Raw genomic sequence first — 25,192 nt, 5'->3', positions numbered from 1 at the left:
CATAGTTGATGTAGCAGATGAAGAGGACAAAGCGCACCATAGTTGATGATATAAGGAACGAGGAGGGTCTAGTTGCCCATAGCTCCCAAGCGCTCCTTAGAAACCATCTCTTTCAGCGGCAGGATGAGGGGAATTCCCGTCATCCTGCCACTTTTTATAAGCCAAAAGGCATGTAGGCTCTCCATCACTAGACCCACAGTGATTAGGTAGAAAATGGTCGAAATATATGCGAATTTGGTTCACAAGCATCAGACGGTTCTCCAGTGAGGCCGTTCTGTGTTCTATCTCGCCATACATAAAGGTTCTGATACTATGAAAACGTAATCAAAATCTGGGTATAGGAGATTCCGACATGGGGGTACCTTCTGGTGAATTACTTCCCAGCGTCGATCCGGTTCATCGATCCCGCTGGAAGATGAAGAACAAACATAAATTGTTCTTCATGGCTTTTCCGTTTCTTGTTGTCACCTTTATTTTCTATTATCTGCCGATCAGCGGATGGATTTATGCATTTTATGATTTCATTCCCGGAATACCGTTGTCTGACACGCCATATGTCGGGTTGAAATGGTTCAAGACGATTGTATCCAATCCAACACAGACCGCAGAGGTTGTGCGCGTGCTGAAGAACACTCTTGCCATGAGTTCACTTGGACTAATTACCTCGATATTTCCAGTGATCTTTGCGATTTTTCTGACCGAGATTAAGTCAGGCTGGTATCGCAAGATGGTGCAGACGCTAACCACGATTCCGAACTTTATCAGCTGGATTCTGGTATATGCATTGGCTTTCTCGTTGTTCTCCGTTGATAACGGGGTCATCACGCACATTTTAGTGCAGCTTGGAATCGTTGATGAAGGTTATAACTTTTTAGCCTCCAGCTCGAATATTTGGGTCACGATGATTATTTGGTATTGGTGGAAATCGTTAGGCTGGGGTGCCATTCTCTATCTTGCTGCAATCGCAGGCATTGATCAAGAATTGTACGAGGCCGTTGAGGTGGATGGTGCAAGCCGGTTCCGTAAAATCTGGCATATTACCATTCCGGGTCTTGTCCCAACCTTCTTTGTCCTACTGCTGCTCTCCATAGGTAACCTAGTCAATAACGGGATGGAGCAGTACTTTGCCTTTCAAAATGCGATGAATAAAGATTCCATAGAAGTGCTGGATCTTTATGTATACAATATTGCGTTCGCTAACAACTTTCCGTTTGCCACTGCTGTCAGTATGCTGAAGTCGGTCGTCAGTGTAATTCTACTGTTCGCGGCAAACACATTATCCAAGATGGTGCGTGACGAATCTATCATTTAAGGCAGGGGTGATCCCATTTGAGAAAGAAAAAACTAACTTCTGGAGAATTAATCTTTCAAATTATTATCTACACACTCTTTGGATTGTTCACCCTGTCATGCATTTATCCATTCTACTATTTGTTCATTAATACGATCAGTTCGAATGATCTTAGCGCAGCGGGGGATATCAAATTTTATCCAAGGCAGATCCATTTTGATAACTATAGTAAAGTTCTAAGAATCAGTGGTTTAGGTCATGCGGCGACAGTCTCTATTTATAGAACAGTTGTTGGTACTTTGCTCACCGTTGGATCTTCGGCATTTCTTGGGTACTTGTTCACCAAAAAGGAAATGTGGGGCCGGAGTATTTGGTACCGCAGTGTTGTAGTCACGATGTATTTCAGCGCAGGGCTGATCCCATGGTATATCACCATGCATAACTTGCATCTGACTAATAACTACCTGGCTTATATTTTGCCAACCATTATTACTCCTTTTAATATCATTTTGGTCAAAACCTTCGTCGAGGCTATTCCGCCCTCACTTGAGGAGTCGGCGTCAATGGATGGAGCAGGGTACTTCCGGGTGTTCTGGAGTATCATTGTTCCTCTTACAACACCTATCTTGGCTACGATTACGATTTTCTCAGCGGTGAATCAGTGGAATGCCTTTATTGATACGGCGTTTCTAATGACAGATACGAAATACTTTACGCTCCAGTTCTTATTATGGCGTTATTTGAACGAATCCAGCTCGCTCGCGGCCTTAATTCGTAATTCGCCAGATATGGCCGCTAGTGCAGCGAATATGCAGACTCCAACCTCTGTGCGGATGACTGTAACGATGATCGTCGTATTGCCGATTTTGATCGTGTATCCGTTCTTCCAACGCTTTTTCGTCAAAGGAATTATGATCGGTGCGGTTAAAGGCTGATGGGTGGCCGCTCTGGACCAGAACTGGGTTTTCCTCTGCTATAAGCAGAGTTGAACTATAAGTGAAGAGATGAAAGGGAGGGTATAAAGCAATGAGATTAAGAAGAGCATCGCTTGTCATGCTATCCGTAATCCTGGTCTTCGTTCTTGCAGCATGTGGCGGGGGGAATAATACGGCTAATTCGGGCAAAAACACGAGCACAGAGAAACCTACGTCGGCTGCCACAAATGCCCCGGCGGAGGAGACAGCAGCACCGGATGACGGAGCGCTTGATCATTCCAAGCCGCTGAAGCTGACTGTATTCTCAACAACCGCTAACTATGCCGGTCCACAGACCGGATGGTTTGCAAAAATCATCAAGGATAAGTTCAACATTGAAATGGACATTGTAGCTTCAAACCTGACTGGTGGAGATACCAAAATCTCTGCAATGATGGCTTCCGGTGATCTTGGAGATATCATTATTTTCGGTGACGACAAGAACCACTATCCAAATGCCATCAAAGGAAAGCTGCTCTTGGACTGGACACAGGACGGTCTTTTGGACAAATACGGAAAAGACATTTCTAGCACTTTCCCAAAAGCTATTGAGAAAGCAAAGGTAGCTTTTGGCGGTGGATCATCAGTCTTTGGTATGGGGAACAGCGTAGCTTCTAACCCATCCGGACCTTCTGAAGGAAAAGATATGACTTGGGGTCCAGACCTGCGCTTTGATCTTTACCAACAAATTGGAGCGCCAGAAATTACAAAGATTGAAGATTATCTGCCTGTGCTGAAAAAAATGCAAGAGCTCGAGCCTAAGAACGAACAAGGCAAAAAAACCTATGCTTTCTCGATGTGGTCTGATTGGGATGGCAACTATAAAATGACATTGGCTAAACAGTTCGCAAACATGATGGGCTATGACGAAATTCCTGATACTGCTGTGTATGTTAAGGCAGATGAAGAAAAGTATTATGACTTTTTATCCGAAGATAGCTGGTACATGAAATCGCTCAAACTGTATTTTGAAGCTAACCAAATGGGGCTGGTTGATCCGGACTCTATGACGCAAAAATTCGACGATGTTGTAGCGAAATACAAAGATGGTCGTCTATTGTTCTCTTGGTTCCCATGGCTAGGAGCTGCTAACTACAATACACCAGAAAGAACAGCCGAAGGTAAAGGTTTTGCGCTAGTTCCGTTCAAAGATGAATTGATGTATTCCACAGGCTTCAATGTTTACGGTGGTAACGGTATTATTGCAATCGGCGCAAAAGCTAAGGAACCTGCTAGAATTATGGAATTCATTAACTGGATGTACACACCGGAAGGTGCAATGATTTCTGCAGGAAGTGGTACAGCAGTACCTAACGGACCTCAAGGTCTGACCTGGGATATTGATGCAAACGGCAAACCTGCAGTGACTGATTTTGGTTGGAAAGCTTATACTGATCAACAGAATACTCAAGTTCCTGCTGAATACGGCGGTGGTGACTACTACTATGGCTCCAATCAAATGAACTTCTCGTTTGTGGTTCCGGCGATGGTGAATCCAGAGAATAGTGAGCCATTCGATCATAATCTGTGGACAACAACCCTGGAACGTAACCCTTCCAAGCTTGATAGTGACTGGAGAGCGAAGATGGGCGTTCTGACTCCTAAGGAGTATTTTGAGAAAAACAATCTATTGGCTGTAGCACCACAAGGCTTCACTGGCAAAGAGCCGTTAACCATGGATAAAACAGTGGAACAAAAGAATAAACAAATCGGTACGGTTATTCAACAGATTTCCTGGAAAATGGTCTTTGCTAAAGATCAAGCGGAATATGATAAGTTGAATAAAGAAATGCATGATAAGGTAAATGGTCTTGGTTATTCCGAAGTTATGGATTTCTCGATTAAAAAGGCTGAGGAATTGTTCGAGGCCCGTAAAAGCGTTAAATAAACACGGCTAGTAACTATAAAATAAGGCGGGGCGGCGTGGAGGCTGTTCTGCCTTATTCTATTCAATTAAGGATAAATGTGGTATTCTCACATTAATATAAAACGCTTTCAGATAGAAAGAAGAGGATAATCCAGATGGTAAGAGTACCCCTGCGGAGTCATACTCCAGCTGTCAAATCCTTACGCAATACCTTATTTATCTATCTAGTAATCGGAACACTACTTCCGCTTCTCTTAGTAGGATTCGTAACCTACACCTCTATTTACTCCATCCTTTCAGGTAAAATTGGCAACGGGATCAGCGCTAGTCTGAGACAGGAAGCCTCAAGCCTGGAGAATGCCATCGACAATATGGATTTTGCCTCCAAGCAGTTTGCTCTGGACGGGCAGATTGTGCAGGAGATGTCCTCATTTATTCAGGAAAAACAAATTTTTCGCAAATCGCAAATGATGAATTCCATCAACCAGAAGATCAATCTAGTCAATTTTACGAACCCTTATATTGGACTTACAGCCTACATTATGCCGGACAGCGATGATCCCGTTCTGTTTACCAACATGAGCGCACGCAGAAATTTTGATATCAGTACATTGCCGTCCTTTATGCGATATAACGGGGCTGACTATTATGGACCACATCCCACTATGTACGCTGTTGGTGACAATCTCGTGTTCTCGGAGCAGCGGATTGTCCGTGTGCCGGGCCAGCATAAGCTTTATATTTATTTGGAGACGAATTATAGTTTGTTTCGCAAAATCTTCAATCAGGAGTCCTACGGGATGAAAGTAAATCATCTGCTGGTCAATCAGCAAGGTAATAGTACAAAAGTGATCGACGGCAAACTTCCGCTAAGTATTATTAAAGCTGCGGGAAGCAACTCCAATCTCACCCATGAAACGCTAAGTGGATATCATCTGTTTCGTTACGCGAGTCCTCAGGGCTGGAAGCTTATTGCCGTTGTGAAAAAATCAGAATTCAACAGTGAAATTTATTCTTGGTTTTATAAAATGATCTTACTTGCCTTCTCCACCCTTCTTTTTGCCGGATTTCTGGCTTGGATCATCTGGAGGAAAATTTATGGTCCGTTGCGTAAGGTCAACCTTGAAATCAACCGAATGGCGGAAAATGTTACCGCTCCGGTAGCCTATACGAATGTGGAAGAATTTGACTTTGTGCTTACCAACTTTCAGCAGATGAAAAAACAGGTGAATGAGCTGATTGTTGCGGTTGCCCATAATGAGAAGCAGAAAAGCCAATTTGAGATTGAGAAGTTGCTCAGCCAGATCAATCCTCATTTTTTGCATAATACCTTAAATACGGTACAGTGGATGGCCCGGTTAAACGGCCAGAAGGAGATCGACAAGCTGGTCACTCTTCTTGTAAAGGTGCTGCATTATAATCTGGGCAAGCAAAGCATCATTGTTACCATTGGCGAGGAAATTGAAGCGATTCGAAATTATATGGAGCTGCAGCGTATTCGTTATGATTATGAATTTGAATTTAACGTTGAAGCTGATGAGGATGTATTGTCTGTGGCTGTCCCGAGATTTTTGCTTCAGCCTCTGGTGGAGAACTCGATTTATCATGGATTAAGCGATAATGGCAAGGTAGATGTTGAGATAATGAAACATGGTGAAGGAGAAGTTCAGTTATGTGTAAAAGATAACGGAGCTGGGATGGATGCAGATACATTAGATCAGCTGTTGTCTGATGATGGAGCGAAAAAACGGGGACTTGGAATTGGTTTTTCATATGTGAACCGGATGCTTAGAACCTATTATGGAGAACAAATGAAGCTAGAGATGTTCAGTAAGCCAGGAGAAGGTACGGTTGTATCCATTGTGATTCCGAGGAAAGGTAAGGAGGACTTCGATGATTAAGGCTGTAGTTGTCGATGACGAGAGACTCGTGCGAAAAGGCTTCATATCCCTGATTGATTGGTCATCCTTAGGGATTGTTATAGTTGGGGAGGCAGGTGATGGTAAATCTGCTTTGGAGCTGCTTCAACAGCAGGAAGTAGATTTATTATTTGTGGATTTGACCATGCCTGGCATTTCAGGCTTCGAGCTTATTAAAATGGTTAGACAACGGTTCACAGGTATTCGCTGTGTTGTCCTTACTTGTCATCATGAATTTGACTATGTTCAGGAGGCTATGCGTTTAGGTGCCGTTGACTATATTGTAAAAACACTGCTTGAGATGGAAAATGCGGATGAAACTATCAGACGTCTTGTCGATCGTATTAAATGGGAGGACAATACGCGGGATGCTCTGGTTCGTGGGGAGAGTAAACGTATGGCTGCTGATAAGGCTCTGCTATATTTGCCATTAAATCATCAATGCAATGAAGAAGAATTATTTCAGCTGTCCAGCGTGAAAAATAATCCGCTTATTACTTTTCATGAGATGTGGATGTCGCCCTTATTGCATCGTTTCTCAATAGATGAGAGCAAGCGTGAACTAAAGATCCAGCTATCCGGACGATGGCAGACCGCACTGATCAGTGGATTGAGAGATCAACCGTTGCAGGAACTGGAGGAACAGCTCACTGCGAAATTACGCCGTATTCTATTTTATCATCCTGAACCTGAGGATTTGACCTCATTGAAATATGAAGACATAAAGAAGGAACCAGGGGCTCCCTATTCAAAACAAGAGGCGGATAATCTGTTGGAGCAAGCACAGAATTTGAAGTGGACAATTGATGGAAAGGAGTGGGAGAAATTTGTAGCAAACATACTTCAGCAGAAACCCCGTTCTGATCAGTTTCTGGCGTTTGCACACTCTCTAATACAAAGTTGGAGTTCTTTACTTTTAAAGCCTGAAGATGCTGCTCAACTGGAAAAGGACATTTCCCATAATCTGAACTGGTGTCATTGGAAGAACTGGCTGCGGCGATTTTCTGATCATGTGGGACGAAGAATGCTGGAGCTTGGATTAACTAAAGAGGTTATGTCCTGTCTTATTCGCGCAGTTCGTTATATGCAGAGCCATGCAGGTGACAAAATCAATCAGAGCGACGTAGCAGCCGTCATTAATATGAGCCGTGGTTATTTCAGCCAGTGTTTCGCTCGTTTTGCCGGAGAGACATTTGGTGAATGTTTACGGGGAATGCGGCTGGAGCTTGCCAAATCACTGCTGCTGGAGACTACACTTCCCGTCTGTGAGATTGCTTCGCGGTCCGGTTTTGAGGATGATCGTTATTTCAGCAGATTGTTTAGAGAACGTATTGGTAAATTACCAAGTGAATTCCGTGCGGAGGGGAAAAACCAAATATGAAATTTTGGAAATCTATCCTCCTAGTGTTTATGGTCATTGGAATGACATCATGTCGTGACAATATCGGTACTGTAGATTCAGTTGCAAGCCCTCAGGCAGGGGATGAAGATACTTCTATCGCTTATAGTAAATATGAGGATCCGATTGTGATCCGGGTGGGATTTAAGGTTCCCGACTCGCGACTTAATACAGGTGACAGCAACGATAACAATCCAATCACCCGTTATTTAGAGAGCATTACGAATATCAAAGTGGTTCACTCCTGGGAAGCGAAGGGTGAGGATGCTTTTACGCAAAAGGTGCAGCTTGCCATTGATAGCAACGATTTGCCTGATGCCATAGTTGTGGATCGGGATCAATTGAAGAAATTAATTGATAATGACATGATTGAAGATTTGACAGAGACATATAAAATATATGGATCTGAACTTATCAAGGATATGTACAATTCTACAAAGGGAGAGGCATTAGAGGACGCTTCCCGCGACGGTAAATTATATGGATTACCGAATGTAGCTATTGACGCAGACTCTCCCGTGCTGCTCTGGGTACGTCAGGATTGGCTGGAGAAGCTGGAGCTGCGACCTCCACAAACTTTTGAAGACATCGAGAAAATTGCCAAAGCTTTTATTGAAAAAGACCCTGACGGGAATGGAAAAAGAGATACCGTCGGTCTAAGCGGCTACAAAAATATCGTATATGGAACTAAACCATTAGTTAATGGTCTGGATGCTGTTTTTAGTGCATTTCATGCTTTCCCCACGAATTGGATTAAGGATAACAACGGAAATATCGTGTATGGCTCCATTACACCAGAAACCAAACAAGCGCTTGCTAAACTTGCTGATTGGTATAAACACGGGTTGCTGGATCCGGACTTTGCACTATATAAGGAAACTCAGGAGCCTATTATTACAGGTAAATCAGGGATGTTTTTTGGTCCTTGGTGGATGCCTTATTATCCTTTGTCAGAGGCAGTGGCTTTGGATACGAAGGCAGAATGGAGAGCATATGCAGCTCCAGTTGATGATTCCGGTAAGTTTGTCGCTCATTTGGCTCCGGTAACAGATCGATATCTTGTTGTGCGTAAAGGGTTTGAACATCCAGAGGCTGTAATCAAGCAATTGAACGTGTTTACAAGACTCGAAAGAAGACAAGATCCTAATCAAGAGGAGGTAAAAAAGCTAGGTGATTTCTCTGCGCAGACAGGCATTCAGCTGCGTGCTTATTATCCGTTCGATCTTTTGATAGATTATAGGGATGCGATTGAGAAACATTATGCTGATATCCAGCAGGCTTTGCACGGAAAGATAGACCCGGATACATTAAATTCTGATACCCGGCTCATTTATGATCAATGGGTAGCGGAAACAGAGCAGCCCAAAAAAGATCTTGAAGGCTGGAAAGCAGCGAATGCGTATAAATATGGAGTAGCTGTGTTAACCTCAACTGCTATAGAGGGAGTGCGTGGGGTCTTTTATGGGAACACCCGACTTATGAAGACCAAATGGCCGGAACTGCAGAATCTGGAGAATGAGACGTTCTTAAATATTATTGTGGGTGATTCACCGCTTAGTGATTTTGATGTGTTTGTAGCTAAATGGAAGAGTATGGGCGGGGAAGAGATTACGGAAGAAGTTGCTGAAATTGTAAAGCAAAAGTAAACGTAAAAGTGGGATGCCTCAACAGCCGAGTGGCTTTGGGACATCCTTTTTCTTATGTTCTATTCTTCGTTTGTACTGATTTTTTGCAGCAGGAAATGTAGTTGCTCTACTTCTTCATCGGTTAAATGGCCCACAAGGCTTTTATTAAATTCATCTAAGATGGACTGTAAAACTGGGAAGAAATCGATGGCTTTCGGGGTAGGATATAGAAGGTGGGAGCGTCGATCATTAGGATCGTCTTTGCGCTCGATATACCCCGAATTCTCTAATTGCTTCACAGAACGTGCTGTAGTTGCTTTATCGAACTTCAATTCGGCAGTTAACTGATCCTGAGTAATGCCTGGCCGAGAAAGAATCAATTTAAGAAAGCTATGCTGTCCACCACTACCGATTCCATAAGGGACAAACTGCTTAACCAGTTTCTTTTGATTTTGACGGTGAAGATGGGAAATTAGCTTCCCGATAGGCTCTCTTGCCAATATAGACACCTCTTTGGGTTATAAGTTCGCTCATTTTTTGCCTTGAAATAAAGTGTACAATAAAGTCGTTGCGCACGCAACTAAATTGTTGTACACTGGGTATGGCGAGTTTGGTTGCGTGCGCAACTAAACGGTGATTATTAATATTTAATGAGGTGTTAGTTATGAGTTCTGTAAGTGCAACCTACCAGGAGGATAAAGAAATTCAGAAGAAGCGCTGGATGATTTTAATTGTTCTGAATATATTTACGTTTATGTCCACCCTTGATGGTAGTATTGTCAATATTGCTCTGCCTGAGCTATCCAAACAACTGAAGTTGCCCATGGCGCAAATCGAATGGGTAACTACAGGTTATTTAATGGCGATCTGTGCAGCGATACTTTTCTTCGGCAAGCTTGGAGATATCGTAGGAAAGATTCGAATCTTTAAGATTGGCACCATTATATTTGTTATTGGATCTATGCTGTGTGGGCTTAGTGTAAGTTTACCAGCCTTGATCGCTTCACGTGTTATTCAAGCCTTGGGTGCTTCGATGACCATGGCGAACAGTCAGGGAATTGTTACGGATATCTTTCCTGCCACGGAGCGTGGTAAAGCCCTTGGTTTCATTGGTACATTCGTGTCTCTGGGAAGTATAGCTGGTCCAAGTTTAGGCGGGATTATGGTTTCCACCTTAGGCTGGGAGTATATCTTTTGGGTTAACGTGCCTATTGGTCTGATCGCTATATTTTTTGGCTGGAAGGTATTGCCTAAGGATTTAACGAGAGTGAAATCTTCGATTGATGTGCCGGGCAGTTTACTGTTCGCTGTTTTTATTATTACTTTGTTCGCAGGATTATTACTAGGACAACAGCTAGGGTATGGTAACAGCTTAATTTTTACATCAATAATTGTTGCTGTCGTCAGCTTCATTGCTTTCATATGGACGGAGCTTCGTAGAAAAGAACCGTTGTTGCAGCTGTCATTATTTAAGAATCCGTTGTTTTCTTTAAGTATATTATGTGGTTTTCTCGTATTTACAGCGAATTTCTGCTTCAATATTATCGCGCCGTTTTATGCACAGAACATGCTTAATTTATCGCCATTCTATGCAGGCTTCTTGTTAATGCTGTTGCCGATATGTATGGTAGTCGTGGCTCCAATGAGTGGTGCGCTATCGGATAAAATAGGCTCTGAATTTTTGACTTTTGCGGGGCTGGTGGTCATGGTTATTGCACAGTTCGGATTAGCACAGCTTCATGTAGGAAGTTCTGTTGTGCTGGTAGGTGTGTGGATCGCTATGCTGGGTATAGGAAGTGGCCTGTTTCAATCGCCGAACAACTCGCTTGTTATGTCTAAGGTACCAAGAACACAGCTTGGTTCTGCGGGTAGTGTCAATTCGTTAGTTCGTAATGTCGGTATGGTTGTCGGCATTACAATTGCTACTACAATTCTTTTTCAAGTGATGAGCAGTGAAGCCGGCTATAGAGTGACAGGGTTAGTTCCCGGCCGGCCAGAGTTATTTATCGAGGGTATGCATGTAGTGTTTGTAACCTCGGCATCCATATGTCTAGTGGCTGCTTTATTAACTGGCTGGAGATTGGTGAGTGCAAGAAGCGCCAGAGTGCAGTCATCGGAAAGATAACATAAAATGAAAAAGATCCTTCTGGCGCTACGGCTAAGAAGGATCTTCTTTGTGATGAAATTGTAGGGCTTCCTTAACGGCTTGCAAGTATTGATATTGATAACGCTCATCCGGTTCCAGATAGGCGCCTTCAGCCCATTCATTCCAGGCGTTGATATAAATATATTCACTTTTGAACATTTTTTTGGCGCGCTCAATTTGTCGTGAAAGGTATTGGCCGAATTTTTGAGGATTAGCACCTAAGGTGCTTTGTCCGGCAGGGCCTTTCCGTGGTGTGTTATCCCAGTTGACAAAGGCTCCCGGATATATGATTTCTCCGTCCCTATGGGGTGTCCGCTCCAACATGGATTCCCATAACTCATCATAATCAATTACGATATGCCTCTGATCCTCCACCTGCTTTGAGCTCCATAAATGCTTAACCCCGCCATGTGCGAATGTGTAATGCGGCTCAAATTCCAGACTGGCATCGAATCCTTGCTCTTTCTGTAGGGGGAAACCGCCTAGTGTCCGGACCAGATGAAGTCCTTTAAGTCCGTTCTGCAGAGCCAATTCGCGCCAATATTGAAGCATTTCTTCACAGCGCGGGATACTAGCAGATCTATAAATGATAAAGACAGGCTTATCTTCTACCCGGATATAACGATCATCTTTGAAGGCTTCCAGCAACGCAAAAAAGTGCATTCGCCAATCCCGTTCTTCTCCGTATTCCTGTGGCATCAGTACATCCTCTTCGGTGCCATCCCAGCTACGTGTCCATGGTTCGTTAGCCCAAGAAAGGCAAAAGGGGAAGTCAGGCTCTTTGCTCGCAAGAATCTGCTGAACCGGTTGTTCCAGTAGTCGCCTGCCATTAAACCAATAGTGATAATAACAAAAACCGTAAATGCCATGAGCCCTTGCAGTCTCTGCCTGCCATTGTTTCACTTTAGGATCCGTTAAATCATAGTAGTTATTATTTAATGGCTTCTTGGGCTGATCATGTTCAGGATAAAGGGCTGCAGCCTTCCTGACATTTGTCCATTCTGTAAAACCCTCACCCCACCAGGAATCGTTCTCTGTGATCTGATGAAACTGAGGCAATACAAAAGCAATGCATCTCAAGTCATGCCACCCCCTATGGTTCCTTGAATATTTTTCTCAGCAGTAACTTTCCTTGCTGGATATAAGAATGGTTATATTTAAGTTCCTTTAGAGCACGAGAGGCAGAAATTCTCCTTTCTTCACTATGTGAAAAATAGTGCTTAAAGCTTTCGGAGAGCTCTTTGAAGTTCTGGAAACGAATGAGATCTTCTTCTGCAATTCGGTAATTATGAAGATGGGGATGATCCTCCACTAACTGAAATACACCGCAAGCGGTGACCTCCATAATCTGCTGCATAGAACCAGTGCAATTGATGACGATTTTTGCTCCATTATAATAACTGGACATATCTTTACTATGGGTGATATCCAGGAAATTTCTGGGGGGGTCCCAACCACGCCCGGCGATCATTACCTTAAGGCCTTGAAGCAGGTCTGAATACGCCAACGTGTAAAGCACACTATCGATTTGAAAATCGCCGAGAATGAGTACGTCACTCTGATAACAGTCCTCCACACGTCTTGGATAATAGAGATCCGTATCCGCAGCATATGGGAGATAACTGGAATGTTTGCCCCATAAACCCTGATAATAGATCAGATTAGCTATGTTCTGTGTGAAAATATAATCGAATAACAATGCCAGATTACGTTCTGTTGGAGTAAGACAAGCTGCATCTGCCATCCATACCGCTTTGGGAACGTTGGAAGTTTTCAGAGCAGGGAGGTTCTCCTCCGGAAATAGGGTCTCCGATCCTAGAGCTAATATTAGATCAGGTTGAAAATGGGCTAAATATTCCTCCAGATTATGCTGGAATTTAATAGCAAGTACTTCTTTGACCAAATGCCTTAGTTGATCTTTAAAAAGTCGTACATTAGGCATTTTATCGCTGGCCTCTGTAGGAACCAGCAGCAATATTCTTAATTGCTTGAGTTCCCGTTGCAGCGGCTCTGCTCTATAAGAGTTCATCTCAAGGATGAGGTTATGGTGTTGCGATGGATTAACTTGGCTGATGGTGACTTCGTGACTTGAAGGCCTTTCAGGAGTGAGCCTATTAGCTGTCTTCTTCATAATTCCTCCTGTATTCTGTGGAGCCAGTCGTCCGCTCTAGCACCGAGTCTTGCTAATCATTATATGTGTAGGGGGTTATTTTGACTTTAGGTATAAGACCATTAATCAGAGCCCTGAAGATAAAAAGCGGATTTAGTGAAAGCTGTATATCTATCTATGACAGGGCTGGCTTGTTTAACATAAGATATGCTATAAAACCTGAAAGGGATGATCGCCTTGCCAACCTTCGATAACGTTCTAGTTACAGGAAGTCAGACCATTCAAAATGATCTGCACGTTAATGGAAATGAGACTATCGATTCGAATCTTCATTTGAATGGTAGTCAGACCATAATGGGAAGCCTAAATGTGAACGGCAGTGAATCCATACTTGGTCATCTGGGGGTAACCGGTGAAATTAGCGGGGCAGGCACCATTAGAGCTGCAACCCGGTTGATCGCTACGAACCAAGCAACATTGCCACCAGGCGCTCCTACCAGCCTGCAACAAGTTCGATACTTTTCTGTAGGTGCTGTAGGTCAGACTGGTCTCGTGCTGAAGGGCACAGATGGAAATGATTATGTATTATTTATCGATTTGACTGGCGGAACACCTAATATTGGCATCCAACGGGCTTAATCAAGGTAAACTAACATTCTCAGCATCAGATTAATAAAAAACAGCAAGTCTCCTAAGTACAAATAGGGACTTGCTGTTTGAGGTTTCTATTAATTCTTAAAGCTATGAATTGGAGCTGGGATTCGTCCGCCACGATTAATGAAGTTCGCGCAGTTGAAGCCGTTCACTGCCATGACTGGTGCATATCCGAGCAGGCCGCCAAATTCGACCATTTCACCTACGTCCTTGCCGATTACTGGAATCACGCGAACCGCAGTGGTTTTGTTATTCACCATGCCAATTGCAGCTTCATCCGCGATGATACCGGAAATGGTCTCCTTGGTGGTGCTTCCTGGGATAGCTATCATATCCAGTCCCACGGAACAAACACAGGTCATAGCTTCCAGTTTCTCTAGTGTAAGGGCACCCCGCTGAACGGCTTGAATCATGCCGTGATCTTCACTGACTGGAATAAAGGCTCCACTAAGGCCACCTACATAGGAGGAGGCCATCACGCCACCTTTTTTAACATTGTCATTTAGGATCGCCAGAGCAGCGGTTGTTCCCGGTGCGCCAGCTTCCTCCAGACCCATGACTTGAAAGATTTCGGCAATGGAATCTCCGATTTCTGGAGTAGGGGCTAAGGATAGATCGATAATCCCAAAAGGAACATTCATCCGTTTGGAAGCCTCTTGAGCAACTAGCTGACCGACACGTGTGACTTTGAAGGCTGTCCGTTTAATGGTTTCACATAAGGTTTCAAAATCCTGCCCTCGAACCTCTTCAAGCGCACGTTTGATTACACCAGGACCGCTGACGCCAACGTTGATGACACATTCCCGCTCCCCAACTCCGTGAAATGCTCCGGCCATAAAAGGGTTGTCCTCGACTGCATTACAGAAGACTACCAGCTTGGCGCAGCCGATGGAATCCCGATCCTTGGTGCGTTCTGCAGTTTGGATAATAATGTCGCCCATTAATTTCACAGCATCCATGTTGATTCCACTTCTGGAGGAACCGACATTGACCGAGGAGCAGACTCTTTCAGTGACTGCCAATGCTTCAGGAATACTGTCGATCAGAATACGATCGCCTTTGGTGCAACCTTTTTGTACAAGTGCAGAGAAGCCGCCAATAAAGTTAACGCCTACCTCTTTTGCAGCCTTGTCCAGGATTTCAGCAACAGGTACATAGGTATCTGTCTTCACCGCACCAGCGGCAATAGCGATGGGTGTGACAGAAATCCGTTTGTTAACGATAGGAACCCCAAATTGTCTTTCCAGATCTTCACCCGTCTTTACGAGCTTTTCAGCGGATCTGGTGATTTTGTCATATACATTTTGATTAAAGGTGCGCATATCCGTGTGGGCACAATCCATGAGGCTGATCCCCATTGTTATGGTACGCACATCCAGATTCATTTCACGAATCATCTTATTCGTTTCTTGTACTTCCACTAGTGATATCATGGTCAGCCATCCTCCTAGATTCGGTGCATAATATTAAAAATATCCTCATGCTGAAGCTTGATTTCCACGCCAATCGATTCGCCAAGCAAATGTAATTCCTCTACGATATTCTCAAAAGCTTTAGTTGAGCTAGAAATGTCTACAATCATCATCATGTTAAAATAATCCTGAACGATCGTCTGCGAAATATCCAGAATGTTCAAATTGTGTTCGGCTAGATATGTACATACTTTAGCAATAATCCCTACTTTATCTTTTCCCAATACAGTAATAATTCCCTTCATGAATACAGCCTCCCTTTGTATTTATTGATTTCACCGTGTATACGGAATGAACCATTCCAACTATTATTGCAAATGATGAAACAAGCTTCAACCAAAGGTTTTTTGTCAGTTTGATTAAATATTTATTTTGACAGCTGAAATTATAGAAAATTCATTTGACAGCCTATAAAAAATGTGATGAACTGAGAGTTTGATATGATAGTCTGAAGGAGTAAATATGACTACACAAAAATATAAAGACATGGTTGAGCAAAGAACGAAGATGACCCTCCAGGAATGGACGGAACAGGCGGAAGTGAAGGAAAAGGACATTTATCGTTTTTTGCATAATTTAAAAGGCACTGCTGGAACTGTCGGATTACCAGATGTCGAACAATTTGCCGAGGATACGCTGCCCTATTTCATGGAAAGCAGTCTTAAGAGTTGGTCGGTTGAGGAATGGGGGGATTATTTATATCCACTGATTCCATTGTTTAATGTCCATTCATTGGCAGCTTCAAGCTCTGTTAAAGCATTGGATAAAAAGGGACCTGCTGAGACGCTCACGCAGAATGATATTCTTCTTATCGACGACGATGTAGAGTTAGTTGCTTATCTGAAAGAGTCATTGGAGAAGCAGAATTACTATGTAAGCATAGCCTTATCTGCTGAACGGGGACTCAAAATCTTTTATGAAACGAAACCAGATCTCATTCTGCTGGATATTCTTTTACCGGATAAAAGTGGGATTGAGGTGTTGAACCAAATTATCGGCAAGGCTAAAAAAGAACGAATTCCCATTATCATTATAAGTGGGGAGTACTCCAAAGCGACGCAAATGCATGCGTATTCGCTGGGGGTGATGGATTTTTTACCGAAGCCTGTAGATATTGATTTATTTCTGGTATTGATCAAAAATCGCTTTCAACTTAAGAGAGAATGGCAGGAGTCCATCATCGTGGATGATTTGACCGGCGCATTCAATCGCAAACACTTTAATCAAGTCATGAAGCAGTTGATTGGTGATTTTAAGCGGACCAACCGCGTATTTTCGTTAGCGCTGATTGATTTGGATTATTTTAAAAACGTTAATGATACATATGGTCACCTAATCGGAGACGAAGTTCTGCAGGGCTTTTCCGAGCTTGTGAAGAATTCCATCCGTCTGGAGGATACCTTTTGCCGTTATGGGGGAGAAGAGTTTGCAGTGTTCTTACCTAACACGGATGCGGAATCTGCAATGTTGGTTATACAGCGTATTCAAGAGCGGTTTGCGGCTACTGACTTTTTTGCGAAAAATGAAATCTTTCATGTGACCATCTCTAGCGGGATTTCTGAGGTAACAGATGCCGAGAATATAGCCGATAAATTGATTGAGGAAGCAGATCAGGCTCTTTATGCCAGTAAGCATGCTGGAAGGAATCAGACAACGCTTTATTCGGACCATTTATCCACTACTAAAAAGCATTCGGTTCTGAATGTGATTGTTGTAGATGATGATACGCTAATTCGTAGAATTGTGACCAGTCAGTTCGCCATTTGGGAGCCGGATAATATTGCTGAGGTGAAGGTTAGCAGCTATGCGAATGGGCTTGATTTCCTGCAATCGGATTGGTATGCCGTGGATGAGAAGTATATTATTTTGCTGGATGGTGTGATGCCTGATCTGGATGGAGTAGAAGTTCTGGAAAGAATCCGCAAAACGTATCCGGAAGTAAATATATTAGTGATCATGCTGACGGGAAGAAATAATCAGGCGGATATTGTACATGCCCTGCAGATGGGTGCCGATGATTATGTAGTGAAACCGGTCCATATGCCTGAGTTATTGTCGAGGATAGAGCGGTTGGCTCATAGATTTTTGTTCTAATTGGGTTCTGAAAATGTTGTGAGCAGCAGGAGAGATCTAAAGCGGAGGGAATTAGGCAGCTATGCAAAAGGTAATGGTAGTGGATGATGAAGAAGTATTACGGATGTTAATCGTAGACACCTTAGAAGATTTGGAAGACGTGGAGATCCATACTGCCGAGAACGGATTAGAGGCGCTTTCAAAATTGTCACAGGATCATTATGATTTGGTGATATTGGATTATATGATGCCTGAAATGACAGGGATTGAAGTCCTAGGCCAACTGGATGATGAGAAAAAGAAGGCTACAGCTATTTTAATGTTAACAGCCAAAGCCCAAGATGTAGATCGTCTTCGAGCGGTAGATGCAGGCGCACGTTATTTTATGCCAAAACCTTTTAGTCCGATGGAACTCTTGCAGATTGTGGAGGGGATCCTAAGTGACAAAGGGAAGCAGCTCTAATCACAGTATTAAAAATAGATATTTTCGTATCATTGCCTTGGTTTTTTCGTTAATCATTATTATGGGATCTGTATTTTTATTTTTCATAAATAATGAGCAGAACAAATTAAGTAGAGACCGTGAAGTTCTGCAGAATAAGGCGGACACGATTAACGAATTGGCGACTGCATTAAATGAGGTTTTTTTCCGAGCGAGGGGATTCAGCGCACTTAAGAGTGACAATGAATTAGATCTCCTAAACTTAGGACTTGTTAACTTTGATAAGATTCTGGATACCTATTCTAATCTCAATTTATCTCCGGAAGAAGCCTTGTTTAGAGATGGTTTGAAAGCATTTTATGTTCAGTACAAAACTAAAGTTTTACCTGAAGCGATTCGGTTTGTCGAGGCAGATGATTATGTGTCTTTGAGAGCTCTATCCGCAGATGGGAACACGAAATCAGTGAATGATTTTTTAATGTATACAAAAGAGTACAAGCAACGATCCGATGCCGCATTAAATACTATGGCTATGGATTACATCAAACGTGCCAATGAATTTACCTTTATCGCATTCTTTTTCAGCACGATTATTCTGCTAATCTTCACCTTTATGATCTGGCGGATTCTGAAGAACCTTATAGATCCTATTCTGAAGCTGGAAGGGGCAACCCATTCCCTGGCTGCAGGAGAAGAAATTCTTCTGGGCAAGCTTAAGAATCAAGATGAAATTGGCCGACTTTATGATGCTTTTCTTAATATGGCTAGAAGTATTCAAGATAAAGAAGAAGAATTAATGATGCAGAATGAAGAGCTGCATGCGCAGCAGGATGAACTTCAGGATCAGCAATATAGGCTGCAACGCTCGCTTAGTGAAATTGAAAGTATGATGAAAGCTTTGGATCAATCGTCTGCGGTCGGGATCCTTACTGCTAAAGGTGTCTTTACCTACGCGAATGATAATTTAAGTGGATATACCCGCTATAAAAAGTCTGAGATTATCGGTTACACCTATAAGTTATTTGAACTTTATAATATCTCTGACGAGGGTTATCAGAAAATCTTTAACAAATTAAATACAGGCGGAGTGTGGAACAATGAGCTGCAGATTCTAGCCAAAGACGGATTGCCCATCTGGCTGCATCTGACGATTGTGCCGTACCTGAATGAAGAGGGTGTGATTTATCAATACATCCTTATTGCGAACGATATCACCTCAATGAAAAGCGTGCAGCAGGAGCTAGCCGAAACGTTAAAAAATACAGAACAGACCAAGATGATGCTTGAGCTTAATAATCAGCTGAATCATGATATTACTTATACCTTGGATAAGCATGAATTTGCCGATAAGTTTATTGAGTTTATGCATCGCTTGTATGCCTTTGATTCGAGTTTCTTCCTGCTTGTGAAAGATAATATCGCGGCTGTGAAAGGCATTCCGCAGGAGAATGTGGAGCGTTATCTTGATCATGAGAACAATGAGATGTTATATCGCTTGCAAGCGGAAAAAACGTACCTAATCAAGCGTTTGGCCACACAACCAGAGCAAGGGATTTCTGCGAGTGAGGTCTATGTTTACGACTTCTACACTACTGTTGTGAACGCAGAGGATGAGATTCTTGCAGTGTTCTGTGGCAGCCGGATTGGTCATTCCTTCAGCAAAGAAGAGATTAATGAGGTTCAGGGGATGATGAACCGCGTAGCGCTGGCGATTGAACGTTTATTCATGTATGAAGAGATTGAACATGGACGAAAGCTGAATCGGGACATCGTAAATAATGTGAACGAGGGCATACAATTTGTGAATACAGAAGGTATGCTCCTGCAGATGAATAAAGCGTTGAGCAACATTTTTAATTATGAGTGGACAGAAGGAACTTTGATTACCCGACAGAAATGGATGGATTATTTCATCGAGCACTCGAATGAGAACCATGAACTTCGGATGTTTTTTGAAAAAGCGATTGCTGAGGATGCTCTGGAATCCAGCAGCATGCAATACTCCATTGGAACTGAATCGATGAAGCATATTGATGTGTATGCGATCCCTGTATTCCGTCGCGAGCTGCGTATTGGTACATTGTTTGTCTACAGAGATATCACTAGAGAATATGAGCTGGACCTTATGAAATCTGATCTTGTCAGTACGGTAAGTCATGAGCTAAGAACACCGCTATCGAGTGTGCTTGGTTTCACAGAACTGCTATTGTCTAAGACCATGAAGCCTGAGAAGCAGCTTAAATATCTGGAGACGATTCATAAAGAAGCTAAACGACTGACGGAGCTCATAAATGATTTTCTTGATTTGCAGAGAATGGAGTCAGGTAAGCAGCAATATATCACGGAGCATTTGAATCTCAGTGAAATTGTATTAGGCGTAATTGATCAATATAAACTGAGCAGTACCCATCATGTGCTCCTAGTGGATGAGGCTTTGAATGCGGATGTTGATGTGGACAAGGATAAGATTGTCCAAGTTCTGACGAATCTGTTAAGTAATGCGATTAAGTTCTCGCCTGATAACAATGAAGTTAAAGTACTGCTGCATAACGAGTCGGATAGGATTATTGTACGTATCCAGGATAATGGTCTTGGCATTCCTAAGGATCAAATAGGACAGCTATTCCAAAAATTCAGAAGAGTGGATAATAGCGCCTCTAAAAGAATTGGAGGAACAGGACTTGGACTTGCTATCTGTAAGGAGATCATTGAGAAGCAAAAGGGAAATATCGGTATAGATTCCGTAGAAGGAGAAGGCACTACCGTCTGGTTTAGCCTCCCTATCCTCCATGCGGAAGCGAGCCGGCAACAGGATGAGCTTAATAAATGGAGCACCGATAAAGAGCTCAAGCCTAATGTAATGATCGTTGAAGATGATTACAGTCTTTCGTTGCTTTTATCAGAAGAGCTTAAAGGGAAGGGCTTCCGTGTTACCCATCATTACCATCCACAGCAAGCTTTTGATCAGGCCTTGAAAACACCATTTGTGGCGATAGTGGTAGATTTGATGTTGGGTGAAGAGCTGGATGGCTGGGATTTGATCCGAATGCTTAAAGAAGATCCAAGAACTGAAAATATCCCTATCGTTATTTCTTCTGCTCTGGATCAATCGGATAAGAATCAATTAAACGATGTAATTCAAAAATATTTAACTAAACCTTATCCGCCCGGCGAGCTATCGAATACGCTTGAGGAGATAGTGAAGATTAAGACGGGGATCGGCGAGGTGTTATTTCCCGAAAGTAAGCAAAAATTATAGCTTTTATTTATCACAATATTTTATAAATAGTATCACTTTTTATAATGAAACCGATCAAAACAGGTTAAATCATACTGTTTTGATCGGTTTTTACGTACTATATAGATACTTTTTCAATAAATTACAATTATTAGGTTAAATCGACATCATTGATCGTTTACAATTATTGTGATAGCCTGATTTCATGAGGTACGGATCATCAGAAGATTTCATGTTTAGGAGAGGTGGATATTGTTGCAACTACAGGTAACGAACAGTCCTTTTAACGAGAGCCAAGTCGAGCTACTCAATCGTCTTCTACCATCCTTAACGGAGACACAGCAAATATGGCTTAGCGGTTATTTGTCGGCCATGGGCCTTACTACTGCACCATCGGCAGGTGCCGGGGTTCAAGCAGTGCAATCAAATACGATAGGAAATGCGGAAGGTAGTGCCGTTAGTCAACCTGTAGCTTCACGTGAAGTGACCGTGTTGTTTGGGTCCCAGACAGGGAATTGCCAACGGCTGGCTGGGAGCTTGTCCCGCAAGCTGGAGGAGCAAGGATTTCAGGTCACGCTCACTGCGATGAACAGCTTTAAGCCCAATGCACTTAAGAAGGTTGAGAACCTCCTATTGCTGGTCAGTACTCACGGTGAAGGCGAGCCGCCAGATAATGCACGGATGTTCCATGAATTTCTCTATAGCAAAAGAGCCCCTCAATTAGAGAATCTGAAGTTCTCAGTGTTGGCACTGGGGGATACCTCTTACGAATTCTTTTGTCAGACCGGCAAGGACTTCGATCAGCGGCTTGAGGAACTTGGCGGCAAGCGGTTAAGTCCGCGTATTGATTGTGATCTTGATTATGATGATTCGGTTACCGAGTGGTTTGAAGGCGTGATTGGTGCCTTAAATGCACATTTAAATGCTCCGGCCATTGCGGCAAAAGCGGTTCAAGCTGCGGAAGACACAGATTCTCAGGAGCCTTTGTATACCCGCAACAATCCTTTTAAAGCGGAAGTATTAGAAAATCTAAATCTGAACGGACGCGGTTCCGACCGGGAGACCCGCCATTTGGAGCTATCACTAGAAGGCTCTAACATACAATTTGAGCCAGGGGATGCGCTGGGTGTCTACCCGGAGAATCATCCTGAATTGGTAGACGCTATTATTCATACTATGGGCTGGAATCCTAATGATATTGTTCCATTTAATAAAAAAGGGGAAGAAGGTTCCTTACGTGAGGCACTTCTTCACCACTATGAAATCACTGTATTAACCAAACCGTTGCTTGAGCAAGCGGCGAAGTTATCTTCTTCTAACAAACTAAAGGATTTATTGGCGCCAGAACGTGCGCAACAGCTTAAGGAATATATTCAAGGCCGCGATCTGCTCGATTTGGTTCAGGACTTCTCTCCATGGGAAGGTTCAGCCAGTAACTTTGTGACTATTTTGCGCAAGCTTCCAGCACGACTCTATTCAATTGCTAGCAGCTATAAAGCTAATCCAGATGAGGTTCATTTAACGGTTAGAGCTGTACGTTATGAGGCACATGGCCGTGAGCGTTATGGGGTCTGCTCGGTACATTGTGCTGAAAGAGTCCAGCCGGGAGATACGTTGCCCATCTACATTCAACATAATCCTAACTTTAAGCTTCCAACAAATCCTGATGCGCCGATCATTATGATTGGACCGGGGACAGGCGTTGCACCCTTCCGCTCTTTCTTGGAGGAACGTGGCGAGCTTGGGGCGGAAGGTAAATCATGGCTGTTCTACGGAGATCGGCATTTCGTGACGGACTTCCTCTATCAGACGGACTGGCAGAGAATGCTAAAAGACGGCTTGTTAACTAAGCTGGATGTTGCTTTCTCCCGTGATACCGAAGAGAAAGTATATGTTCAGCATCGCATTCTGGAAAAGAGCCGCGAGGTCTACGAATGGCTGCAAGCGGGAGCTCATATTTACATTTGCGGTGACGAGAAGCATATGGCACATGATGTTCATTCTGCTCTGATTACTGTCATCCAGCATGAGGGTGGGCTGAGTCCTGAAGAAGCAGCAGCTTATTTGGATAATATGCAGCAGGCGCAGCGCTACCAACGTGATGTTTACTAATGGATAGAGGAAAGTTATCGAATGACTTCGGGGGGAGATAACAACAATGGCAAACAATGAAAAGGTTAAGCCGATCGGCGGGCCTCCAAGTGATGTTGAACACATTAAGCAAGAGAGTAACTATCTGCGGGGCGCGCTTGTTGAGACATTAAGCAATCCGATTACCGGAGGTTTGCCGGAAGATGATAATCGGCTGCTGAAATTTCACGGAAGTTATATGCAGGACGATCGGGATTTACGCAATGAGCGTGAACGGCAAAAGCTGGAGCCTGCATTTCAGTTCATGCTTCGTGTAGTTGCCCCAGGCGGGGTAGCGACACCAGAGCAGTGGCTAGTGATGGATGATTTGGCACAAAAATACGGTAATGGGACCTTACGTCTGACTACCAGACAGGCGTTTCAAATGCATGGGGTACTCAAATGGAATCTTAAGAAAACCATTCGCAGCATTAATGATACGCTGATGACGACGCTGGCAGCTTGCGGCGATGTTAACCGTAACGTAATGAGTAATCCGAATCCTTACCAGTCAGAGGTGCATGCAGAGGTCTATGAATGGGCGCGCAAAGTGAGTGATCACTTATCCCCACGTACTCCCGCCTACCATGAGATTTGGCTAGACGGTGAAAAGGTAGTAGATAGCTTAGGCGAACGTGCGGAAGTAGAACCAATCTATGGTCCGGTATATTTACCGCGTAAATTCAAGATTGGCTTAGCGGTGCCACCTTCTAATGATGTGGATGTATTCTCGCAAGATCTGGGTTTTATCGCTATTCTGGAAAATGAGAAGCTAGTCGGCTTTAACGTTTCTGTAGGCGGCGGTATGGGGATGACTCATGGCGATACCAGTACTTATCCTCAGTTGGGACGTATTATTGGTTTTTGCCGTCCCGAACAGTTGATTGATGTGGCAGAAAAGACCGTAACGATCCAGCGGGATTATGGCAATCGCTCTGTCCGCAAAAATGCACGGTTCAAATATACGATTGACCGCCACGGTCTGGAATGGTTCGTTGACGAACTGCATGAAAGACTCGGATGGCAGCTTGAAGCGGCACATGATTATCATTTTGATCACAACGGAGACCGTTACGGCTGGGTGAAGGGTACCAATGGAAAATGGAATCTGACACTTTATATCCAAAGCGGACGGATTCATGACCAAGAAGGATACACCTTGATGACTGGCTTGCGGGAGATTGCTAAAATCCATACTGGAGATTTCCGGCTAACGCCGAATCAGAATCTAACGATTGCCAACGTCACTACTGCCAAAAAACGCAAAGTAGCTGAGCTGGCTAAACAGCATGGACTTACAGATGGAGCACATCTTTCTGCATTGCGGCGCAGCTCCATGTCCTGTGTAGCACTGCCAACCTGCGGACTTGCGATGGCTGAAGCGGAACGTTATCTGCCTTCGTTGATAGATAAGCTGGAGCTTGTTATAGATAAAGCTGGTTTGCGCGACGAGGAAATTGTAATTCGAATGACCGGCTGCCCTAATGGATGTGCTAGACCGGCGCTGGGTGAAATCTCGTTTATCGGCAAGGCTCCAGGCAGATATAATATGTATTTAGGAGCAGGCTTTACGGGTGATCGCCTGAATAAAATATATAAAGAAAACATAGATGAGAAGGAGATCCTAGAGACGCTTGAACCTATTCTTCACCGATATGCCAAAGAACGTCAACAAGGCGAGCATTTTGGAGATTTTGTGATCCGTGCAGATTATGTTAAAGCCGTTACCTCTGGACTTAATTTCCATGACTAAATGAAAGTAGATTTAAAAATGTCCCGGGGCCAGTTGATGGCTGCCGGGGTATTTTTTGTGGTTTGGGCGTAGTTAGATGCGCGGGGTGTCGTGTCGTAC

At 43.4% G+C, this 25,192-nt stretch carries 18 protein-coding genes; 13 read left to right on the top strand and 5 right to left on the bottom strand.

The window, feature by feature from the left end:
• Window positions 1–352: 352 nt before the first annotated feature.
• The 6 genes from NYE72_RS20280 (at window position 353) to NYE72_RS20255 (ending at window position 9,096) form a co-directional block, all read left to right on the top strand.
• Complete coding sequence (locus NYE72_RS20280; protein ID WP_094903685.1) at window positions 353–1,312, top strand: ABC transporter permease subunit; 960 nt, start codon at window positions 353–355, stop codon at window positions 1,310–1,312.
• Window positions 1,313–1,329: 17 nt separating this feature from the next.
• Window positions 1,330–2,226: a carbohydrate ABC transporter permease gene (locus NYE72_RS20275; RefSeq protein WP_339210350.1), complete on the top strand. Its 897-nt coding sequence runs from the start codon at window positions 1,330–1,332 to the stop codon at window positions 2,224–2,226.
• Between the two features lie 91 nt (window positions 2,227–2,317).
• Window positions 2,318–4,153 (top strand): ABC transporter substrate-binding protein, encoded by a 1,836-nt coding sequence (locus tag NYE72_RS20270; RefSeq protein ID WP_036685758.1) that lies wholly within the window; start codon window positions 2,318–2,320, stop codon window positions 4,151–4,153.
• 134 nt (window positions 4,154–4,287) lie between these two features.
• Window positions 4,288–6,033: a sensor histidine kinase gene (locus NYE72_RS20265; RefSeq protein ID WP_036685760.1), complete on the top strand. Its 1,746-nt coding sequence runs from the start codon at window positions 4,288–4,290 to the stop codon at window positions 6,031–6,033.
• A complete protein-coding gene (locus NYE72_RS20260; protein ID WP_076106488.1) occupies window positions 6,026–7,432 on the top strand; it encodes a response regulator in 1,407 nt (468 codons plus the stop codon). Before NYE72_RS20265 ends, NYE72_RS20260 begins: the two co-directional genes overlap by 8 nt.
• On the top strand, window positions 7,429–9,096 hold the full coding sequence (locus NYE72_RS20255) for an extracellular solute-binding protein (RefSeq protein WP_339210347.1): 1,668 nt from the start codon (window positions 7,429–7,431) through the stop codon (window positions 9,094–9,096). Before NYE72_RS20260 ends, NYE72_RS20255 begins: the two co-directional genes overlap by 4 nt.
• 59 nt (window positions 9,097–9,155) lie before the next feature.
• Here the strand turns inward: NYE72_RS20255 and NYE72_RS20250 are convergent, their stop codons facing one another.
• A complete protein-coding gene (locus tag NYE72_RS20250) occupies window positions 9,156–9,575 on the bottom strand; it encodes a MarR family winged helix-turn-helix transcriptional regulator (protein ID WP_036685765.1) in 420 nt (139 codons plus the stop codon).
• A 164-nt stretch (window positions 9,576–9,739) separates the two neighbouring features.
• Between NYE72_RS20250 and NYE72_RS20245 the strand changes: the two genes are divergently transcribed.
• Window positions 9,740–11,200, top strand: coding sequence for an MFS transporter (locus tag NYE72_RS20245; protein ID WP_076106486.1), 1,461 nt, complete (start codon window positions 9,740–9,742; stop codon window positions 11,198–11,200).
• Between the two features lie 33 nt (window positions 11,201–11,233).
• Here the strand turns inward: NYE72_RS20245 and NYE72_RS20240 are convergent, their stop codons facing one another.
• Window positions 11,234–12,301 carry a glycoside hydrolase family 99-like domain-containing protein gene (locus NYE72_RS20240; protein WP_036685768.1) on the bottom strand — a complete coding sequence of 356 codons (1,068 nt, stop codon included), beginning with the start codon at window positions 12,299–12,301 and terminating at the stop codon, window positions 11,234–11,236.
• Between the two features lie 13 nt (window positions 12,302–12,314).
• The gene (locus NYE72_RS20235; protein ID WP_052097164.1) at window positions 12,315–13,352 is read right to left on the bottom strand and encodes a glycosyltransferase; all 1,038 of its coding nucleotides are present in this window, start codon (window positions 13,350–13,352) and stop codon (window positions 12,315–12,317) included.
• A 207-nt stretch (window positions 13,353–13,559) separates the two neighbouring features.
• Here NYE72_RS20235 and NYE72_RS20230 point away from each other — a divergent pair, with 207 nt between their 5' ends.
• Window positions 13,560–13,970: a hypothetical protein gene (locus NYE72_RS20230; RefSeq protein ID WP_232061415.1), complete on the top strand. Its 411-nt coding sequence runs from the start codon at window positions 13,560–13,562 to the stop codon at window positions 13,968–13,970.
• Window positions 13,971–14,059: 89 nt separating this feature from the next.
• On the opposite strand, the gene NYE72_RS20225 is transcribed toward NYE72_RS20230, so the two are convergent.
• Together NYE72_RS20225 and NYE72_RS20220 are read right to left on the bottom strand one after the other, a co-directional pair.
• On the bottom strand, window positions 14,060–15,415 hold the full coding sequence (locus tag NYE72_RS20225; protein WP_244886527.1) for a PFL family protein: 1,356 nt from the start codon (window positions 15,413–15,415) through the stop codon (window positions 14,060–14,062).
• 17 nt (window positions 15,416–15,432) lie between these two features.
• Window positions 15,433–15,702: an ACT domain-containing protein gene (locus tag NYE72_RS20220; RefSeq protein ID WP_036685776.1), complete on the bottom strand. Its 270-nt coding sequence runs from the start codon at window positions 15,700–15,702 to the stop codon at window positions 15,433–15,435.
• A gap of 217 nt (window positions 15,703–15,919) precedes the next feature.
• Between NYE72_RS20220 and NYE72_RS20215 the strand changes: the two genes are divergently transcribed.
• The 5 genes from NYE72_RS20215 (at window position 15,920) to cysI (ending at window position 25,093) form a co-directional block, all read left to right on the top strand.
• The gene (locus tag NYE72_RS20215; RefSeq protein ID WP_038572367.1) at window positions 15,920–17,551 is read left to right on the top strand and encodes a diguanylate cyclase; all 1,632 of its coding nucleotides are present in this window, start codon (window positions 15,920–15,922) and stop codon (window positions 17,549–17,551) included.
• A 61-nt stretch (window positions 17,552–17,612) separates the two neighbouring features.
• Complete coding sequence (locus NYE72_RS20210) at window positions 17,613–17,993, top strand: response regulator (RefSeq protein ID WP_036685780.1); 381 nt, start codon at window positions 17,613–17,615, stop codon at window positions 17,991–17,993.
• Window positions 17,971–21,231, top strand: a complete 3,261-nt coding sequence (locus NYE72_RS20205) for an ATP-binding protein (RefSeq protein ID WP_339210345.1) — start codon at window positions 17,971–17,973, stop codon at window positions 21,229–21,231. Before NYE72_RS20210 ends, NYE72_RS20205 begins: the two co-directional genes overlap by 23 nt.
• A gap of 234 nt (window positions 21,232–21,465) precedes the next feature.
• Complete coding sequence (locus tag NYE72_RS20200) at window positions 21,466–23,322, top strand: assimilatory sulfite reductase (NADPH) flavoprotein subunit (RefSeq protein ID WP_076142313.1); 1,857 nt, start codon at window positions 21,466–21,468, stop codon at window positions 23,320–23,322.
• A 46-nt stretch (window positions 23,323–23,368) separates the two neighbouring features.
• On the top strand, window positions 23,369–25,093 hold the full coding sequence (gene cysI / locus NYE72_RS20195; protein WP_339210342.1) for an assimilatory sulfite reductase (NADPH) hemoprotein subunit: 1,725 nt from the start codon (window positions 23,369–23,371) through the stop codon (window positions 25,091–25,093).
• The last annotated feature ends 99 nt before the right edge of the window (window positions 25,094–25,192 follow it).

This window comes from Paenibacillus sp. FSL L8-0333 (assembly GCF_037965665.1).
GTDB classification, from domain to species: Bacteria; Bacillota; Bacilli; order Paenibacillales; family Paenibacillaceae; genus Paenibacillus_AQ; species Paenibacillus_AQ odorifer.
The sequence above is the reverse complement of the archived record's forward strand: the minus strand, read 5'-3'. Positions and strand labels throughout refer to the sequence as shown.